Source organism: Ensifer adhaerens (genome assembly GCF_002007205.1).
Taxonomy (GTDB): domain Bacteria; phylum Pseudomonadota; class Alphaproteobacteria; order Rhizobiales; family Rhizobiaceae; genus Ensifer; species Ensifer adhaerens_D.
Genome location: NZ_LAZS01000005.1, coordinates 1 through 14,456 on the forward strand (window position 1 = coordinate 1; position 14,456 = coordinate 14,456).

A 14,456-nucleotide genomic window follows, 5' to 3' on the forward strand; every position below is an offset into this window, starting at 1 on the left:
CGCGCCGGCCGGCTTCGAGATCGACTGGAACAAGGTGATCTTCAAGATGCTCAACCTCAAGGGCATCTACGGCCGCGAGATGTTCGAGACCTGGTACAAGATGATCGCCTTCGTGCAGGGCGGCCTCGACCTTGCCCCCGTCATCACCCACCGCATCACGATCGACGAATTCCGCGACGGCTTCGAGGCGATGCGCTCCGGCAATTCCGGCAAGGTCGTCATGGACTGGTGAGGTCGCAAGGGCCGCCGCGCGGGCGATCCGCGGCGGCTCAGTTGTCGAGGCCGAACTGGATCTCGATCTCGTGGTAGCGGGCGCCTTGGCCCGCCCAGCGGTGGTAGATCTCGCGGCTCTCGCCGGAGAAATTGTGCCTGGACATCTCGATCTTTGCGACCAGCGGCGCGTAGCCCTGGGTAAAGAGGCTGCGCATCGGCCCCTGGTGAAGAGCGGATGCGACCATGATCGGCTCCAGCTCGATCAGTTCGAGCGCGCCGCGATAGTCCTCGCCGCCCGTGACCGGGCGGCAGATGCGCCAGTCGAACGGCGTCTTGGCGTTTTTCGGCAGGTCGTTCGCGATGAAGATCCAGGGACCTGCGGGCATCATGCCGGCACGTTCCATCTCCGCCTCGATGACAGGCGCCAGTACGGCGCTCTCCGTCTTGACGTCTGGGATGGTGAGCCGCCGCGCGATCGATAACACCCGCATGGCGTCGGTTTCCTTGATGAGCATTCGAACCTCCATTTTGGGGCGAAGGTCGTGCGCGATCAGGTGAAGCGCAAGCAAAAAGCCGGAATAATCTTGCAAATTCGCATCGATAAACGGCTTCATCGGGAATTGTTTTGCGTGCACTTGCGCGCCCGGTGATTGCGCTTGTTTGAAGGCGGTGGCGCTCTATGTTCGCCGCCTAGCGAGGCGAAATGGCCGGGGCCCGGGAAGAAGAGGAGACACATGCATGCGTTATGAGGGAAGCTGTCACTGCGGCAAGATCGCCTTCGAGGTGGAAGGGGAGTTTGCCGAGGCGATCGACTGCAATTGTTCGCTTTGCCGCCGTCGCGGCGGGCTGCTCGCCTTCGTCGCCAGAGACAAGCTGACGCTCACAACGCCGGAAACCGACCTCTCGACCTATGTCTTCAACAAGCATGTGATCCAGCATCGGTTCTGCGACACCTGCGGCATCGCGCCGTTCGGCGAGGGGGACGGGCCGCATGGGAAGATGGCGGCGATCAACCTGCGCTGCCTGCCGGAGTTCGATATCGAGGCGGTGAAGGTCGTCAAATATGACGGCCGTTCAGTTTAGGACCGGGCGCGAAAATCCAATCCTGGTTGCGGGTGCAGATGTGGCACAACGAGACCTTGCCGATTAAATTGCCGCCCCCTTGTCTTTTGGCGGGCAGCGCCTACATCTTCAGCGGAAGCTGATAAACCCCAAAAAGCGACAGGAACGGTGATTTTTACCGAATCATCCGGTTTTTCAGCGGAAATGCTTGACGGGATCGAAAATTCTGGGAATCACCATTTCCGAATAAGAAATGGCGAAATGACACGGCGGTTAGGGAATCATGCCAGAGACGTTTCAGTGGCAGGACTGTCGGAGCTTGCCCGCTTTGCCACGAGCACACTCGTGGTTAAACAGGAATTAAACATCATCCCGTTACGTCAGGGGAAATGATTCGGTGGCGGGTGCGCGGCGCGCCCGGACCTTCGAGCGGCATTGGCACCGGGCTCACGCCGGTTGCGACAAGGAAAGCGACGAACTAAATGGCAACCAAAGTCAAAGAAAACGAAGAAGCTGACGTAGAACGCGAAGGCGCTCCGGACGGCCCGCTTCTCGATCTTTCCGATGACGCTGTCAAGAAGATGATCAAGGCCGCCAAGAAGCGCGGCTACGTGACGATGGACGAGCTCAACTCCGTCCTTCCGTCCGAGGAAGTCACCTCCGAACAGATCGAAGACACGATGGCGATGCTGTCCGACATGGGCATCAACGTGATCGAGGACGAGGAAGCCGAAGAAGCTGCCGGTGGCAGCGACGACGAGGCCAGCGACGATGACGGCGAAAGCGAGGGCGGCGAACTGGCCCCTTCCAGCGGTACTTCGCTTGCGACCAGCAAGAAGAAGGAACCGACCGATCGCACCGACGACCCGGTTCGCATGTACCTGCGCGAAATGGGTTCGGTCGAGCTTCTGTCGCGCGAAGGCGAAATCGCCATTGCCAAGCGCATCGAGGCTGGCCGCGAGACGATGATCGCCGGTCTCTGTGAGAGCCCGCTGACCTTCCAGGCGCTGATCATCTGGCGCGACGAACTGAACGAAGGCCAGACGCTTTTGCGCGAGATCATCGATCTCGAAACCACTTATTCCGGTCCTGAGGCCAAGGCTGCGCCGCAGTTCCAGAGCCCGGAAAAGATCGAGGCTGACCGCAAGGCTGCCGAGGAAAAGGAAAAGACCCGCAAGGTTCGCTCGCCTGCCAACGACGACGACATCACCAATGTCGGCGGCGATGTCATGCCGGCCGAGGAAGAAGAGGAAGACGACGACGAGTCGAACCTCTCGCTCGCCGCCATGGAAGCGGAACTGCGCCCGCAGGTCATGGAAACCCTCGACATCATTGCCGAGACCTACAAGAAGCTGCGCAAGCTGCAGGACCAGCAGGTGGAAGCCCGCCTCGCTGCCACCGGCACGCTGTCGCCGGCCCAGGAGCGCCGCTACAAGGAGCTCAAGGACGAGCTGATCAAGGCGGTCAAGTCGCTGTCGCTGAACCAGAACCGCGTCGACAGCCTGGTCGAGCAGCTCTACGACATTTCCAAGCGCCTGATGCAGAACGAAGGCCGCCTGCTGCGCCTTGCAGAAAGCTACGGCGTCAAGCGCGACTCGTTCCTGGAACAGTATTCGGGTGCCGAACTCGACCCGAACTGGATGAAGTCGATCAGCAACCTGGCCGGCAAGGGCTGGAAGGAATTCGCCAAGAGCGAAAACCAGACGATCCGCGACATCCGCCAGGAGATCCAGAATCTGGCCACCGAAACCGGCATCTCGATTGCCGAGTTCCGCCGCATCGTCTCCATGGTGCAGAAGGGCGAGCGCGAAGCGCGTATCGCCAAGAAGGAAATGGTCGAAGCGAACCTGCGCCTCGTCATCTCCATCGCCAAGAAGTACACCAACCGCGGCCTGCAGTTCCTCGATCTCATCCAGGAAGGCAACATCGGCCTGATGAAGGCGGTCGACAAGTTCGAGTACCGCCGCGGCTACAAGTTCTCGACCTACGCCACATGGTGGATCCGTCAGGCGATCACCCGGTCGATCGCCGACCAGGCCCGCACGATCCGCATTCCGGTGCACATGATCGAAACGATCAACAAGATCGTCCGTACCTCGCGCCAGATGCTGCATGAGATCGGCCGCGAGCCGACGCCGGAGGAACTGGCCGAAAAGCTCGCCATGCCACTCGAAAAGGTGCGCAAGGTCCTCAAGATTGCCAAGGAGCCGATCTCGCTCGAAACGCCTGTCGGTGACGAAGAAGATTCGCACCTCGGCGATTTCATCGAGGACAAGAACGCGCTGCTGCCGATCGATGCCGCCATCCAGGCGAACCTGCGCGAGACGACCACCCGCGTTCTCGCTTCGCTCACGCCGCGCGAAGAGCGCGTGCTGCGCATGCGCTTCGGCATCGGCATGAACACCGACCACACGCTCGAAGAGGTCGGCCAGCAGTTCTCGGTTACCCGCGAACGTATCCGCCAGATCGAGGCGAAGGCGCTCCGCAAGCTCAAGCATCCGAGCCGCTCCAGGAAGCTCAGAAGCTTCCTCGACAGCTAAAGTCGGGTACATGCAAAGATCGAAAAGCCGGGCCATGCGCCCGGCTTTTTCGTTTCCGCCTCACCCATGCGATTTATTGTGGGTGCTTTCGCCGGGGAGTATAGTCGCGCTTTCGCAGCAATCTGGGGCACCCCGTCTGAGACGCGGGAGCAATCGCACCGCGGGCGTGAAGCGTGCCCCCGTGGAGGTGTCAGATGACCACGTATGTCATGCTCCTCAACTGGACCGAGCAGGGCGTCAAGAATGTGCGCGATTCCCCGAAGCGGCTCGACCTCGCAAGGAACGTGCTCGGCGAGATGGGCGGCTCCTTCAAGCATTTCTTCCTGACCATGGGCGACTACGACATGGTCGCCATCGTCGAGGCGCCTGACGATGCGGTGGCCGCCCGCTTTGCGCTCACCCTCGGCATGGCCGGCAATGTGCGCTCGACGACGATGAAAGCCTTTCCCGAGGCCGCCTATCGCGAACTGATCGCATCGCTTGGATGAGCAGCCGGCGTTGCGGCCGTGATGGAAATCGCGGCTGCAACGCCCGATAAAGGTCCCGGCTCAGGGCGCGCCGTTTCCCGAGAGGATACGGGCGGCGCTGCGCATGGCGTTGCGAAAGGCGTCGTCGAAGCTGACGCCGCTCAGCCGCCAGCGGTAGCGCCTGCCGCCTGCGTCCATCTGCCATTTGGCGATCCAGCCGCGGGCGGCATCGGACCAGACGAGCGTGCCCAGGAGCGGCACGTCGCCGCCCGTCCGTGCCGCTGGGCGGAAGAGCTGCGCGGGGTCTGCCTCAGGCAGGGTGTCGAGGGCGACTTTTCGGCCCGTCACAGTGGTCGTATCCGGCAGGACGGCCGAGAGTGCCAGCGGCTGTGCCGCGGCCTGCAGCGAGTCCGCCATATAGGGGCTTTCAGAGCCGTCGCGTGTCAGCACGAAGCGGCGCTTCTGGTCCTTGACCGCCAGCCATACGGCGATCGCCGGGCGAGGGGAGAGCCATGGCTTGCGGCCGAGTTCTGCGAGAAGCGGGTCCAGCGTTGCTGGCTGGTACCGGCAGGTGAGGTCATGCGGGCGGTCGTGCGTGCCCTGTTCGTCATGGATCGGGATGCCTTCGAGGCGATCGCGATAGGAGAAGGTCGAGACGAAGCTGCCGGCCTTGGCCTCCGCTGCAGCAAACCGGGGCGCCTCTGTGATCGTCGGATCGCCGGATAGTTTGACGAGCACTTCACGCAGGCATTCGCGAAAACCGATCGCACGATTGGCCTCACCCGTGCCGGTGACGATCGCGTCACTGCGATAAAGCGTGTTGATGTCTGCCGCCCCGGCGTTGCTGCCGGCGTGGCAGAGAAGCGCCGCTATGAGCGCCGTGACCGTCGCTCTTTTCCGGATCAGTTTGCCGGCGGCAGGACGCAACTGAGATCGCCCTCCTCGCAGCTCAGATAGGTCTTGAAGTCGGCGACGCGCTTCTGTGTGCGATCGTCGCGGCATTCAAGCGTGATCATCGGCTGGGCGGAGCCGCCGGCAACGCCCGAGCTTGCGAAATCGCATTCGGCATCGCGATAGGCGATCCAGGCCCTCTGCGCCGCGACGAGCAGCTTCGTCTTGTCGGCATCGTCCTTCAGGCGTCCCTGGATTTGCTTGTAGAGCGCGTTGAGCTCGGCGTCGGAGGCCTTCAGTGCCTTGTCGGCGCAGGCATTCATCGTCGCCTGGTCGCTGGCATCGGCGCATTCGTCGGCGCGCGCAGCAGCAGTCGTGGCAAGCAATCCCGCGATCAACACCAGGGCACGAAGGCGCATCAAGGTTCTCCTTTGCGCCACAGAGGCTTGGGCGCGGTTGTGGATTTGTCCGATCGTAAGACCTTCGGCCACGGAAATTCAATGGCCTGGCACGGGAGGCGGATCGTTCTCTTTTGAATCAAAAGAGATCCTTAACGTTTACGTTTTATCAATCTCTGGAGCGCCGCGGTCCCGACGGGCGGCATGCGGTGCTTGAGCATATTTTCCCGAGGCATTGCCTTGCGTGCAAGCGACGTGCCGCGGGAAGCAAGAGGTTCAGCGATGCGTTGCGTGTTTGTCGTCGTCCTCCTGTTTTTGGCCGGCTGCGGAACGGTGCCGAGAGACACCCGGAATGCCTGCGCGGTTTTCGAGCAGCGAGATGGCCTTTTCAACAATTGGCGCCGGGAAGCCTATGGCGCCCAGCGCGAGTACGGCGTGCCCGTGCCGATCCTGATGGCAACGATCTACACCGAATCCGGTTTCCGCCATAATGCCCGGCCGCCGCGCACAAAGCTCTTCGGCTTCATCCCCTGGACGCGCGTTTCGACCGCCTATGGCTATTCCCAGGCACTCGACGGCACCTGGGGGCGCTATCAGAGCGAGACCGGTCGCTGGGCGGCGCGGCGTTCGAATTTCGGCGACGCGATCCGCTTCATCGCCTGGTATCACCGCGAAAGCGCCCAAAAGAACGGTATCGCCTTGAATGACGCCTACAGGCTCTACATCGCCTACTACCATGGCCACGCCGGCTATGCCCGCGGCAATTGGAGCGACACGGCGAGGAACGGCGCCAAGCGCGCGGCCGGCATGGCCTCGGTCTACAGCAAGCAGCTCAGGGGCTGCGGCAGCTGATGCCGACGCGCGGCTGGCGTCGAGCGGCCGTCTTCTCCGCTTAGCCAGCGGCCGCGCGGTCGAGTTCCGCGATGTCGATCTTGATCATGCCCATCATCGCCTGCTGGGCGCGGCCTGCACGCGCCGGATCGGGATCGCCGAGATGGCGCATCAGGGCGTCCGGAATGATCTGCCAGGCGAGCCCGTACCTGTCCTTCAGCCAGCCGCAATGCTGCGGCGTGCCGCCGTCTAAAAGCCTGTCCCAGAAGTAGTCGACTTCCGCCTGGTCGGCGCAGCGCACGAAAAACGACACCGCCTCGCTGAACTTGAAATGCGGGCCGCCGTTAAGCCCCATAAAGTGTTGCCCTTCGAGCTCGAAGGAGGCGGTGAAGGCCTTGCCGTCCGGCCCCTTCTTGACGTCGGTGATGCGGCTGTTGCGGAAAATGGAGGTGTAGAAAGAGATGGCGTCCTCCAGTTGATCGTCGAACCAGAGAAAGGGCGTGATCTTCTGCATGGGTGTCTCCTTGGTGGCTGGTACCGCCCAAGGACGAACGGTCCACCATCGAGCCGACAGGCATCGGGCGTTCCCGACAAAAAATTTCGCGCCGGGTGTCGGAACCTTTCCTCGTCGCGCGTCCTATGCTCGTCGAACGAACAGAGGAGACGAAGTCGATGACCTATGTGGATGGCTTTATCGTTGCCGTGCCGAAGGCGAATATCGAGGCCTACAAGGCGATGGCGAAGGCGGCGGGCGATGTGTGGATGGAACATGGCGCGCTCTCCTACAATGAATGCCTGGCAGACGACGTGCCCTATGGCGAAGTGACGTCCTTCCCCCGCTCGGTGCAGGCCAAGGACGAGGAAACGGTGGTCTTCTCCTGGATCTCCTACAAGTCGCGCGCTGATCGCGATCAGATCGTTGCCAAGGTCATGGCCGATCCGCGGCTGCAGGGCGACGCCTGGAAGGAAGTCTTCGACGGCAAGCGCATGATCTATGGCGGCTTCGAGACGTTCCTGGAGATGTAGCAAAGCACTCTCCGCCGTTTGCGGCAGGTGCCTTGGACCGGGAACGGTCCGAGGATAAAAGCGTTGGGCACATCAACGGGTCGTGCCGCCCTCGCGGCGATGCGACCGCCTGCCGGAGGCCTTCATGCCGCAAGCGCGAATCACCATCGCCACCCATGGCCAGGGGCTCTACGAATTCACCGACGAGGCGGCGGCCTTCGTGCGCGCAAACGCGGACGGCGAGGGGCTGCTCACCGTCTTCGTGCGGCATACCTCCTGTTCGCTTCTCATCCAGGAAAATGCCGACCCGGACGTGAAGCGCGACCTCGACGCGTTCTTCCGCCGCCTCGTGCCGCCATCGACCGATCCGTCGATGCGCTGGATCGTGCATACCCAGGAGGGCCCCGACGACATGCCGGCGCATATCAAGGCAGCGCTGACGCCGGTCTCGCTCGGCATTCCCGTCAGCGGTGGCCGCATGCTCACCGGCACCTGGCAGGGGCTCTATCTGTTCGAGCATCGCGACCGGCCGCATCGGCGCGAGATTGTCCTCCACCTTTCCGCCTGATTGGCCGGCTCCGGCGATTGAACGGCGGCGCAAGGGTTCTAGATAAAGGGCGAGAGCAAGGGCTTGAGAGCCGGCCTTAAATGCCGGGGAGGAGCAGGGATGACCGATGCACAGACGATTGCCAGCGGCTTCATCGAGGCGCTGAACCAGCGCGATTTCGAGGCGCTGGCGCGGCTCGTCCACGAGGATGTCGAGCTTGATTCGCTCACCGGCCAGCGCATGGTCGGCGTCGGTCCGTTCCGCGCCTGGATGATGAACTATCTGCGCCGCTTCGACGAGCAGTTCGGCGACGTCGTGCTGATGCGCGATGCCTTCGGCCAGCGCGTGGCCGCCGATCTGACGGCGCGAGGCACCTATCGCGAGACGATGGAGGGCTTTGCCCCTGCAACGGGCCAGAGCTATTCCATCCCGAGCGTGATCGTCTTCGAGATCGAAGAGGGCTCGATCACCCGCCTCAGCCATTATCGCAATCTTCGTGTCTTCGAGCGCGCGCTTGCCGGCTAAGGGCGGTGGGGCAGAACGCATCGACGCTGCGGAACCGCTTCCTTTGGCCTGTTCGTCGCCGCCCTCCGGTCGAGTGACCAGGTGTTGACCCGGAAAAGTGGCCGCCGATCTTCCTGTTGGCGCGAACTGGCAGAGCCGTGATTCGATGCGCGTTTTCGATCAGGCAATGCTCCATCAGAGTGCCGCCGAAGCGCATAAGTCCTTCCTGAATATTGTTTATAAGCAACGTCTTATCGTCCGCGATCTTGCAACGATGACGCTTTGCGGTTGCGGCGAACCGTCTCGTCGCAACGGGCCGGGGATCACGTTCCCGCAACCTGAACCTCCCATGAACATCGAGTTCCGCTGTCGTTCAGCTAAGGGGACCTATCCTCTGATCAATCGCTTGGGACGGTGATTGCCCCTCGAACCCTTCAAGCCTGGAGAGATCTTATGAAGAACCGCCTTTTTAACGCCGCTGCCGCCGCCGTCATCGGACTGACCGGCCTGCTCGGTGCCGCCTCCACCGCTTCGGCTGAATCGATCGAATTCGGCTTCGGCCCGCGCGGCGGCGTCGACGTCCAGTATCGCGACTACGACGGCGGCTATGGTGACGAGCGCGACTGGGGTCGCGGCCGTGACCGCCACTGGGACCGTGACCGCCGCGGCCGTTGCGCGCCCTGGATGGCCGTCGACAAGGCCCGCGATCGTGGCCTCCGCCGCGCCTATGTCGCCGACGTCTCGTCGCGCCGCGTCGTCGTCGAAGGCCGTCGCCACGGCCAACGCCAGACGATCGTATTTGCAAACGCCCGCGGCTGCCCGACGATCGGCCGCTGGTAAGACCCTGCAATCTTCCCGCCTCGTCTCCCCCGGCCGGCGGAAGAATGGCCCCTCATGCCAAGGCATGGGGGGCTTTTTTGTTGGCGCGGCAGCCACCAAGGGGTGCCGGTTGCGCGAGGCCCTGGCCGGGACGCGTAAACGAAGCGAAGTGGATCAGGCCGACAGCGCTGTCCACAGGTGCGAATCATCCTCTCGTGCGATCTTCGTGCCGGGCACCTGTCGCCGGCGTTCGCGCAGTTGCCAAACCGACGGCAAGGCTCCGGTGGTTCGCCCTCTATCATCGCCAGACGAACGAACGCACGGCGCGCTTCCATCGCGGACATCTCCCGCCTGGGCATCGGCGGATCTTCTTCAGACCAGATCCAGTCCATGTGTCAGCCATCGCCCGGAACACCTGCCAAGCATCTCGCTCGATTGAACACTCGGGACCAACGAACCATGCGGTGGGCTGAATGCCTGCTTCAGCGGCAAAGATGACGAGGAAAGTGGGCGAGGGCGGCGCCAGGCAGAGATCGCGGAGCGGTCGCGGGCGATGCCGCAGGGCGAGGGGCGGCAGCAAATCGCGCGCAGGAAGCGATGTCAAAGCAGGTGCGGGCAAGCTTAAGTCTGGAGATCGGGCGGCGTTCAGCGCAGGGATCGGCATCGGTCGCGTGCATCGCGATTGCCGTCGCCCAAAAGAAAAGCCCCCGGCACCGATCCTCGGCACCAGGGGCATTCGACTATCGAACGCCCGCGCTTGGCTGCGGGCGTTGCCGACAAGCCTTACTGCTTGATTTCGAAGGTCACGTTGACCGTCACGTTGTAGCTGTTTTCGCCGGTTGCGACCGGAACGGCGTCGGCGGCATATTCCTTGGCCATGCCGGCGCGCATCATCGGGATCGGCTCGGGGCGGAAGCCCTGCTCGGTGATGTTGACGATCTTGCCGACTGCGACGCCGGCCGCGTCTGCCAGCACCTTGGCCTTCTCGACGGCGTCGGCAACGGCCGCCTTGCGCGCCTCGGTGATCACGGCTTCCGGCTTGTCGTTGGTGAACTGCACGCCGCCGCCCTGGTTGACGCCGAGCGTGACCGACTTGTCGATGACTTCGCCGAGCTTGGCAAGGTCACGCACGCGAACGCTGACGCCGTTCGTCACCTGGTAGCCGATCAGCTCCGGCGCGCGGTTGCTGCCGTCGGTGTTGGTCGGATAGCTATACTGCGGGTTGAGCATGAAGCCGCTCGTCTGCAGGTCGCGATCGGCAATGCCGCTGTCCTTCAGCGACTTCAGAACTTCGGCCATGGTCTTGTTGTTGGCGTCCAGCGCTTCCCGCGCGGTCTTGGCGTCCTTGACGACGCTCAGTTGCAGGACCGCCATGTCCGGCGCGGTCGTCGCGCGGCCTTCGCCGGCAACGACGATGGTTGCCTTGTCCTTGTCCGTCTCCTGCGCCTGAGCGGCAGCGATGCCGGCAAAAGCTGCGGCGAAGGCGGCGATCGAAAGCGTGCGGGCAGTGCGTGTGGAAATCATGGTTGATGTCTCTCCGGTTGTTCCGTCCCTGCGTCTTCTTGGCTGCCGATTGTGTGAGCATTGCGGCAATGGCTTGTCCGCAAAAAGGTTTTCGGCTAGAGCCAACACACACGCGAACTGCCATTGGTTCGCGCCGCTGGATCGCTACGCTGCCACGCCTTCTAAAGAAGCGCAAAGGCTGCCGTAGCGCTTAAAGTTGCTGCCCCGTTCTTATCCTTGGATCGTTACGATTTGAGGACAGGGCGGATCCAGAGTGGGCCTGTAGCTCAATGGTTAGAGCCGGCGGCTCATAACCGCTTGGTTGGGGGTTCGAGTCCCTCCGGGCCCACCAATCCCCTCTGAGCATTGAATTTGCTAGGTTTTCTGGCTGTTTTTGTCCCACATTTGATATGCACGCCGGTATGGGACACTTTCCAGCGGTTTTGTTGCTACGCGATATAGCGTAAGATGTGTTCCTCCAACGTCGGACAATCCCAAACCCTTCCTCGTAGTTCCTGCTACGATGTCCGATCAGGCAGCAATGGAGAATTTCGATGGCTGGTCTGGGCGCGGACATGGTGCGAATGGTACGTCGCAACAAGCTGGTTGGTTTCTGGGCAGCGGAGAAACTGGCCCTTGCCGGCGAAAATGCCAAGATCTACTCGGATGATCTTGCGATGGCGGCGCTGGACGTCGAACGCAGCAACATTCTTGCGATAATTCGAAGAGACTTTGACGCGGCAGGAGTGATCCAATCCGATGAGGACATTCTGGCGGTCATGAACGTCTGCTTGCTGAAGGCGGGAAAACCAACAAAGGGGTCAGACGGCAGCGATGCAGCGCTGCTGCACATTGCCCGTAACCTCATGCAAGGGTCGTGAACGGCAGCACACCGAGGCCCGACGTCGACAAGCGAAGTTTGAGCCGGCCAATGCGCCACGTGAACAGGGTATAGAGCAAAATGCGGCGGCGTTCCAAGCGGGACGTACGATAGCCGATACCGGGATCAGAGCTTTCTCTGGCCCCGCGCCGTGATTTGTCGATCCATCAAGATGCGTGGCACAATTAGCCGCAAGGATCGCCGGCGTGGGACAATCTCCATAAAACGCATAACGACTTCAGGCACGAGATTTTTGTCCCACATTTTTCTAAATACCTGAATTGATGGTATTTTCGGAATTCCTTCGGGCCCACCACTCAAAAAATCCAGCTTGTCACGTGCTCGTCCGAAGTGGTCAGGCTGCGCGGCTTTACCGCCGTCTTGCGCGGGCGCCTGTTCCAGGGCGGCCACCGCAACGGCGTCCCATTGGGAGAGAATGTGCTCGGCGTCGTAGCGCCGGACGTTGGCTTCAGCGTTCGTGGCGAGGCGGGCGTGCTGCGACGCGTCACCCATAAGGTTGGAGAGCGCGTCGGCCAGTCACCTGGAACTGAAGTTCATTACATTGTAGGCTTGGCCTCTTCATGGGAGGTTGAGCAATGGCAAATGCCACTGGCCGACCGACGGCACCATTGATGAGCATACGGTTGGCGGCGGCGCTTTCTTAAAAATCGGCTCGATGGCCTGCTCGACGAAGTTCGCCCCGGGCGGCCCTCACGGTCATCTCATCCCAAAGCAATGATGCTGTCCGTGCGAACGCGCTGTAACCGGCTTCAAACGGATGGCCGTCTCTTTCAGGATAAAAGCGCTGCCCGGCAAGGGTCGCATGCTGCAGGGCATCGGCGGTTGCGACAAGCGCGCTGCGATATGGCAAACCGAGCTCCTCTGCGGTTTCGCGGATTTTGTCCTCAAGCGCAACCTGACGTTCAACGCTGAGGACAAATTCCGGCGCGGCTGACGCCAGCCGGTCATGGCGACGCAGGCATTCGAAGATCACGCGCTCTTTCGACGGAATGAGCAGAATGCCCACCCGCCCAGGCCGCTGCTGTGCCCAATCGGCCGCAAACCGCTGGAAGTCGCCGAACATTGCTGCGGTTTCGGGCGACGCCAGATCTGCCATGCGGCCGTGGTCGTCGACATAGCGCTTCAGGACGGAAGGGCATCCGTCCGGAAATGTATAGTATTCGGATGTTTCGCCATCGCCCGGTTTGAACAGTCGGGCGTAAAGGCTCTTCAGTCGTTCCCCTATCTCATGGTGATAGGCACTCAGGATCGCGACATTCTCGACAAGCGTCGTCTTGAGGCTCGCGGATTGCGCCTTGGCACACTGCGAATAACCTCCCGGGTCACCGAACAGGGCCTGCAGATGAAGCCGCTTCTGCTCTGAGAGCCAGAAGTCGGAACGTGCGTTCATGATATCACAGGCGGAAAAGACGACCGCGAAGTCGTTGGCAGGGAAAACGGCGACAATGTTGCCTTTCGCGCCCGCGGCCAGGGCATCGTGCACGATGGCGTGATAAGTGTAGATGCCGTAGCTTCCAACACCGAAGTTGGACGTGCGCTCGCCCGTCGCCGCCGCGAAAGCCGCCGGCCAGGAATGCGCGCTATCAACGTTGTTGCCATAGGTCATCGAATCGCCGATCGCCGCGACCTGAAAGTCATGACCTGCTCCAGGCGGATTCCGGAAGCCGTCCTTGTCTACGTCGCCCAGTGCCGGATCGAGGCGATAGCCATATTTCTCGTCGATGCTCCGGTGCGTCCGTGTGCCGATCGGAAACGGCGTAAACATGCGCAGCATTGCTTCCCCGGCACCGAGCGCCACGGTGAGCGAGATCAACAGCAGCATCATATTTTTCAGCATGTCGCCTCCCTCTCATACCCGATGCGAAATCGACCCGGCATAGTTGCCGGCCGCAGCCGCGCAGTCCCCCGCATGCCTGCCGCGCGGCGGTCCGAGCGATCCCGTCACGTTCTGCGCCGGCTTCGCGCGAATGTCGGAAAGGTCGACGAGACGAAAGTCAGCCGGAAAAATTCTCCACGACAACTTAAGGAAGCGATAAACGTTTACTGTGCAAGAAATGCGAATTAGGTCGCCACCAAAAGTACAAGCACATGTATATGCGTAATCAGTAATATTAAACTTCTATCATGCGTTTGGCCGTGCCGCCATTAGCCCGGATGGAGGATGAACCGCGCGAGCCGTCTTCGGTCAGACAAGAGCAAGGTTCGGGCTCGCGCTTACCTGCCCCGAGCGATCAACGCCAGGATCACGTCCAGAACGACATTGGCGCCAGCGGCAACGTCGACGGACGCCAGGCATTTCCACCCGATCAGCCAGGCCAAGCGCGTCGCGCTGGGCTTCGAGCGGCTGTCTTGCTTCGCCGTCACCCCAGATGACGAGCTTCCATTCGGGATGGGTTGCGGCGACCTTCGCGAAGGCGGCGCGCAGCTTGCCGGCCCTCTCAGCGGGCACGTCCATCCGCTCGATGGAAACGCGTGGATCGAGCTTGTAGTAGCGCTCCGTGGCCGGTGCTTCGAGCGTGATCACCGTGATACCGTAGCCGAGGCGGGCCCAGTGACTGGCGACATGTTCGGTGCTGCCGGCACCGAGCGCCGGAACAATGATGGTTATGCGCGCGCCGGCGATGCCGGCCGCTCCGGCGATGTCGGTACCCGTGCCCTGATCCAATTTGGATTGCCCCTCGCTCTCCCCGATTTTATTATTAACAACTCCTTAAATTCGCGCAACGGGACTTTCGCAGCGTGGTAAACGGGCGACCGGAAAAAAGCGACCGAGGC

18 protein-coding genes, 1 tRNA gene and 1 pseudogene are annotated in these 14,456 nt (G+C 61.8%); 12 read left to right on the forward strand and 8 right to left on the reverse strand.

Annotated elements, in window-relative coordinates:
• Positions 1-232 (forward strand): annotated as a pseudogene (gene tdh, locus XB14_RS03710) (L-threonine 3-dehydrogenase); the annotation flags it as partial.
• 37 nt (positions 233-269) lie between these two features.
• On the opposite strand, the gene XB14_RS03715 reads toward tdh, so the two are convergent.
• On the reverse strand, positions 270-728 hold the full coding sequence (locus tag XB14_RS03715; protein WP_077961859.1) for a hypothetical protein: 459 nt from the start codon (positions 726-728) through the stop codon (positions 270-272).
• 223 nt (positions 729-951) lie between these two features.
• Between XB14_RS03715 and XB14_RS03720 the strand changes: the two genes are divergently transcribed.
• The 3 genes from XB14_RS03720 (at position 952) to XB14_RS03730 (ending at position 4,303) form a co-directional block, all read left to right on the forward strand.
• Positions 952-1,296: a GFA family protein gene (locus XB14_RS03720; protein WP_077960278.1), complete on the forward strand. Its 345-nt coding sequence runs from the start codon at positions 952-954 to the stop codon at positions 1,294-1,296.
• A 461-nt stretch (positions 1,297-1,757) separates the two neighbouring features.
• Complete coding sequence (gene rpoD, locus XB14_RS03725; RefSeq protein WP_077960279.1) at positions 1,758-3,815, forward strand: RNA polymerase sigma factor RpoD; 2,058 nt, start codon at positions 1,758-1,760, stop codon at positions 3,813-3,815.
• A 194-nt stretch (positions 3,816-4,009) separates the two neighbouring features.
• On the forward strand, positions 4,010-4,303 hold the full coding sequence (locus tag XB14_RS03730; RefSeq protein WP_077960280.1) for a GYD domain-containing protein: 294 nt from the start codon (positions 4,010-4,012) through the stop codon (positions 4,301-4,303).
• A 60-nt stretch (positions 4,304-4,363) separates the two neighbouring features.
• On the opposite strand, the gene XB14_RS03735 is transcribed toward XB14_RS03730, so the two are convergent.
• Together XB14_RS03735 and XB14_RS03740 are read right to left on the reverse strand one after the other, a co-directional pair.
• Positions 4,364-5,209 carry a DUF2066 domain-containing protein gene (locus tag XB14_RS03735; protein ID WP_179119522.1) on the reverse strand — a complete coding sequence of 282 codons (846 nt, stop codon included), beginning with the start codon at positions 5,207-5,209 and terminating at the stop codon, positions 4,364-4,366.
• Entirely contained in the window at positions 5,185-5,592 is a 408-nt protein-coding gene (locus XB14_RS03740) for a lysozyme inhibitor LprI family protein (RefSeq protein WP_077960282.1), read from the reverse strand. The genes XB14_RS03735 and XB14_RS03740 overlap by 25 nt, the downstream gene beginning before the upstream one ends.
• 261 nt (positions 5,593-5,853) lie before the next feature.
• Between XB14_RS03740 and XB14_RS03745 the strand changes: the two genes are divergently transcribed.
• Positions 5,854-6,423, forward strand: coding sequence for a hypothetical protein (locus tag XB14_RS03745; protein ID WP_077960283.1), 570 nt, complete (start codon positions 5,854-5,856; stop codon positions 6,421-6,423).
• Between the two features lie 40 nt (positions 6,424-6,463).
• Here XB14_RS03745 and XB14_RS03750 read toward each other — a convergent pair whose 3' ends face one another.
• Positions 6,464-6,916: a VOC family protein gene (locus tag XB14_RS03750; protein ID WP_077960284.1), complete on the reverse strand. Its 453-nt coding sequence runs from the start codon at positions 6,914-6,916 to the stop codon at positions 6,464-6,466.
• 158 nt (positions 6,917-7,074) lie between these two features.
• Between XB14_RS03750 and XB14_RS03755 the strand changes: the two genes are divergently transcribed.
• The 5 genes from XB14_RS03755 (at position 7,075) to XB14_RS03770 (ending at position 9,298) form a co-directional block, all read left to right on the forward strand.
• Positions 7,075-7,428, forward strand: coding sequence for a DUF1428 domain-containing protein (locus XB14_RS03755; protein ID WP_077961860.1), 354 nt, complete (start codon positions 7,075-7,077; stop codon positions 7,426-7,428).
• A 124-nt stretch (positions 7,429-7,552) separates the two neighbouring features.
• Positions 7,553-7,975: a secondary thiamine-phosphate synthase enzyme YjbQ gene (locus tag XB14_RS03760; protein WP_077960285.1), complete on the forward strand. Its 423-nt coding sequence runs from the start codon at positions 7,553-7,555 to the stop codon at positions 7,973-7,975.
• 99 nt (positions 7,976-8,074) lie between these two features.
• Positions 8,075-8,479 carry a ketosteroid isomerase-related protein gene (locus XB14_RS03765; RefSeq protein ID WP_077960286.1) on the forward strand — a complete coding sequence of 135 codons (405 nt, stop codon included), beginning with the start codon at positions 8,075-8,077 and terminating at the stop codon, positions 8,477-8,479.
• A 97-nt stretch (positions 8,480-8,576) separates the two neighbouring features.
• Positions 8,577-8,876, forward strand: a complete 300-nt coding sequence (locus XB14_RS32455) for a hypothetical protein (protein ID WP_143348218.1) — start codon at positions 8,577-8,579, stop codon at positions 8,874-8,876.
• A gap of 35 nt (positions 8,877-8,911) precedes the next feature.
• Complete coding sequence (locus XB14_RS03770; protein ID WP_034803430.1) at positions 8,912-9,298, forward strand: hypothetical protein; 387 nt, start codon at positions 8,912-8,914, stop codon at positions 9,296-9,298.
• A gap of 762 nt (positions 9,299-10,060) precedes the next feature.
• Here the strand turns inward: XB14_RS03770 and XB14_RS03775 are convergent.
• The gene (locus XB14_RS03775) at positions 10,061-10,801 is read right to left on the reverse strand and encodes an SIMPL domain-containing protein (protein WP_077960288.1); all 741 of its coding nucleotides are present in this window, start codon (positions 10,799-10,801) and stop codon (positions 10,061-10,063) included.
• Positions 10,802-11,056: 255 nt separating this feature from the next.
• On the opposite strand from XB14_RS03775, the gene XB14_RS03780 reads away from it, so the two are divergent.
• Both XB14_RS03780 and XB14_RS03785 read left to right on the forward strand, forming a co-directional pair.
• Positions 11,057-11,132, forward strand: a tRNA-Ile gene (locus XB14_RS03780).
• A gap of 202 nt (positions 11,133-11,334) precedes the next feature.
• Positions 11,335-11,661, forward strand: a complete 327-nt coding sequence (locus tag XB14_RS03785; protein WP_234803948.1) for an ATPase inhibitor subunit zeta — start codon at positions 11,335-11,337, stop codon at positions 11,659-11,661.
• A gap of 125 nt (positions 11,662-11,786) precedes the next feature.
• Here XB14_RS03785 and XB14_RS03790 read toward each other — a convergent pair whose 3' ends face one another.
• The 3 genes from XB14_RS03790 to XB14_RS03800 form a co-directional block, all read right to left on the reverse strand.
• Positions 11,787-12,173, reverse strand: a complete 387-nt coding sequence (locus XB14_RS03790) for a hypothetical protein (RefSeq protein WP_077960289.1) — start codon at positions 12,171-12,173, stop codon at positions 11,787-11,789.
• A 148-nt stretch (positions 12,174-12,321) separates the two neighbouring features.
• Entirely contained in the window at positions 12,322-13,518 is a 1,197-nt protein-coding gene (locus XB14_RS03795) for a hypothetical protein (RefSeq protein WP_234803950.1), read from the reverse strand.
• A gap of 348 nt (positions 13,519-13,866) precedes the next feature.
• Entirely contained in the window at positions 13,867-14,346 is a 480-nt protein-coding gene (locus XB14_RS03800) for a hypothetical protein (protein ID WP_077960291.1), read from the reverse strand.
• Positions 14,347-14,456 lie beyond the last annotated feature (110 nt).

Excerpts from the sequence above, each read along its gene's own strand:
- XB14_RS03715 (WP_077961859.1), bottom strand. The coding sequence starts at position 728 with ATGCTCATCAAGGAAACCGACGCCATGCGGGTGTTATCGATCGCGCGG.
- XB14_RS03720 (WP_077960278.1), top strand. The coding sequence starts at position 952 with ATGCGTTATGAGGGAAGCTGTCACTGCGGCAAGATCGCCTTCGAGGTG.
- rpoD (WP_077960279.1), top strand. The coding sequence starts at position 1,758 with ATGGCAACCAAAGTCAAAGAAAACGAAGAAGCTGACGTAGAACGCGAA.
- XB14_RS03730 (WP_077960280.1), top strand. The coding sequence starts at position 4,010 with ATGACCACGTATGTCATGCTCCTCAACTGGACCGAGCAGGGCGTCAAG.
- XB14_RS03740 (WP_077960282.1), bottom strand. The coding sequence starts at position 5,592 with ATGCGCCTTCGTGCCCTGGTGTTGATCGCGGGATTGCTTGCCACGACT.
- XB14_RS03745 (WP_077960283.1), top strand. The coding sequence starts at position 5,854 with ATGCGTTGCGTGTTTGTCGTCGTCCTCCTGTTTTTGGCCGGCTGCGGA.
- XB14_RS03750 (WP_077960284.1), bottom strand. The coding sequence starts at position 6,916 with ATGCAGAAGATCACGCCCTTTCTCTGGTTCGACGATCAACTGGAGGAC.
- XB14_RS03755 (WP_077961860.1), top strand. The coding sequence starts at position 7,075 with ATGACCTATGTGGATGGCTTTATCGTTGCCGTGCCGAAGGCGAATATC.
- XB14_RS03760 (WP_077960285.1), top strand. The coding sequence starts at position 7,553 with ATGCCGCAAGCGCGAATCACCATCGCCACCCATGGCCAGGGGCTCTAC.
- XB14_RS03765 (WP_077960286.1), top strand. The coding sequence starts at position 8,075 with ATGACCGATGCACAGACGATTGCCAGCGGCTTCATCGAGGCGCTGAAC.
- XB14_RS03770 (WP_034803430.1), top strand. The coding sequence starts at position 8,912 with ATGAAGAACCGCCTTTTTAACGCCGCTGCCGCCGCCGTCATCGGACTG.
- XB14_RS03775 (WP_077960288.1), bottom strand. The coding sequence starts at position 10,801 with ATGATTTCCACACGCACTGCCCGCACGCTTTCGATCGCCGCCTTCGCC.
- XB14_RS03785 (WP_234803948.1), top strand. The coding sequence starts at position 11,335 with ATGGCTGGTCTGGGCGCGGACATGGTGCGAATGGTACGTCGCAACAAG.
- XB14_RS03790 (WP_077960289.1), bottom strand. The coding sequence starts at position 12,173 with ATGGGTGACGCGTCGCAGCACGCCCGCCTCGCCACGAACGCTGAAGCC.
- XB14_RS03795 (WP_234803950.1), bottom strand. The coding sequence starts at position 13,518 with ATGCTGAAAAATATGATGCTGCTGTTGATCTCGCTCACCGTGGCGCTC.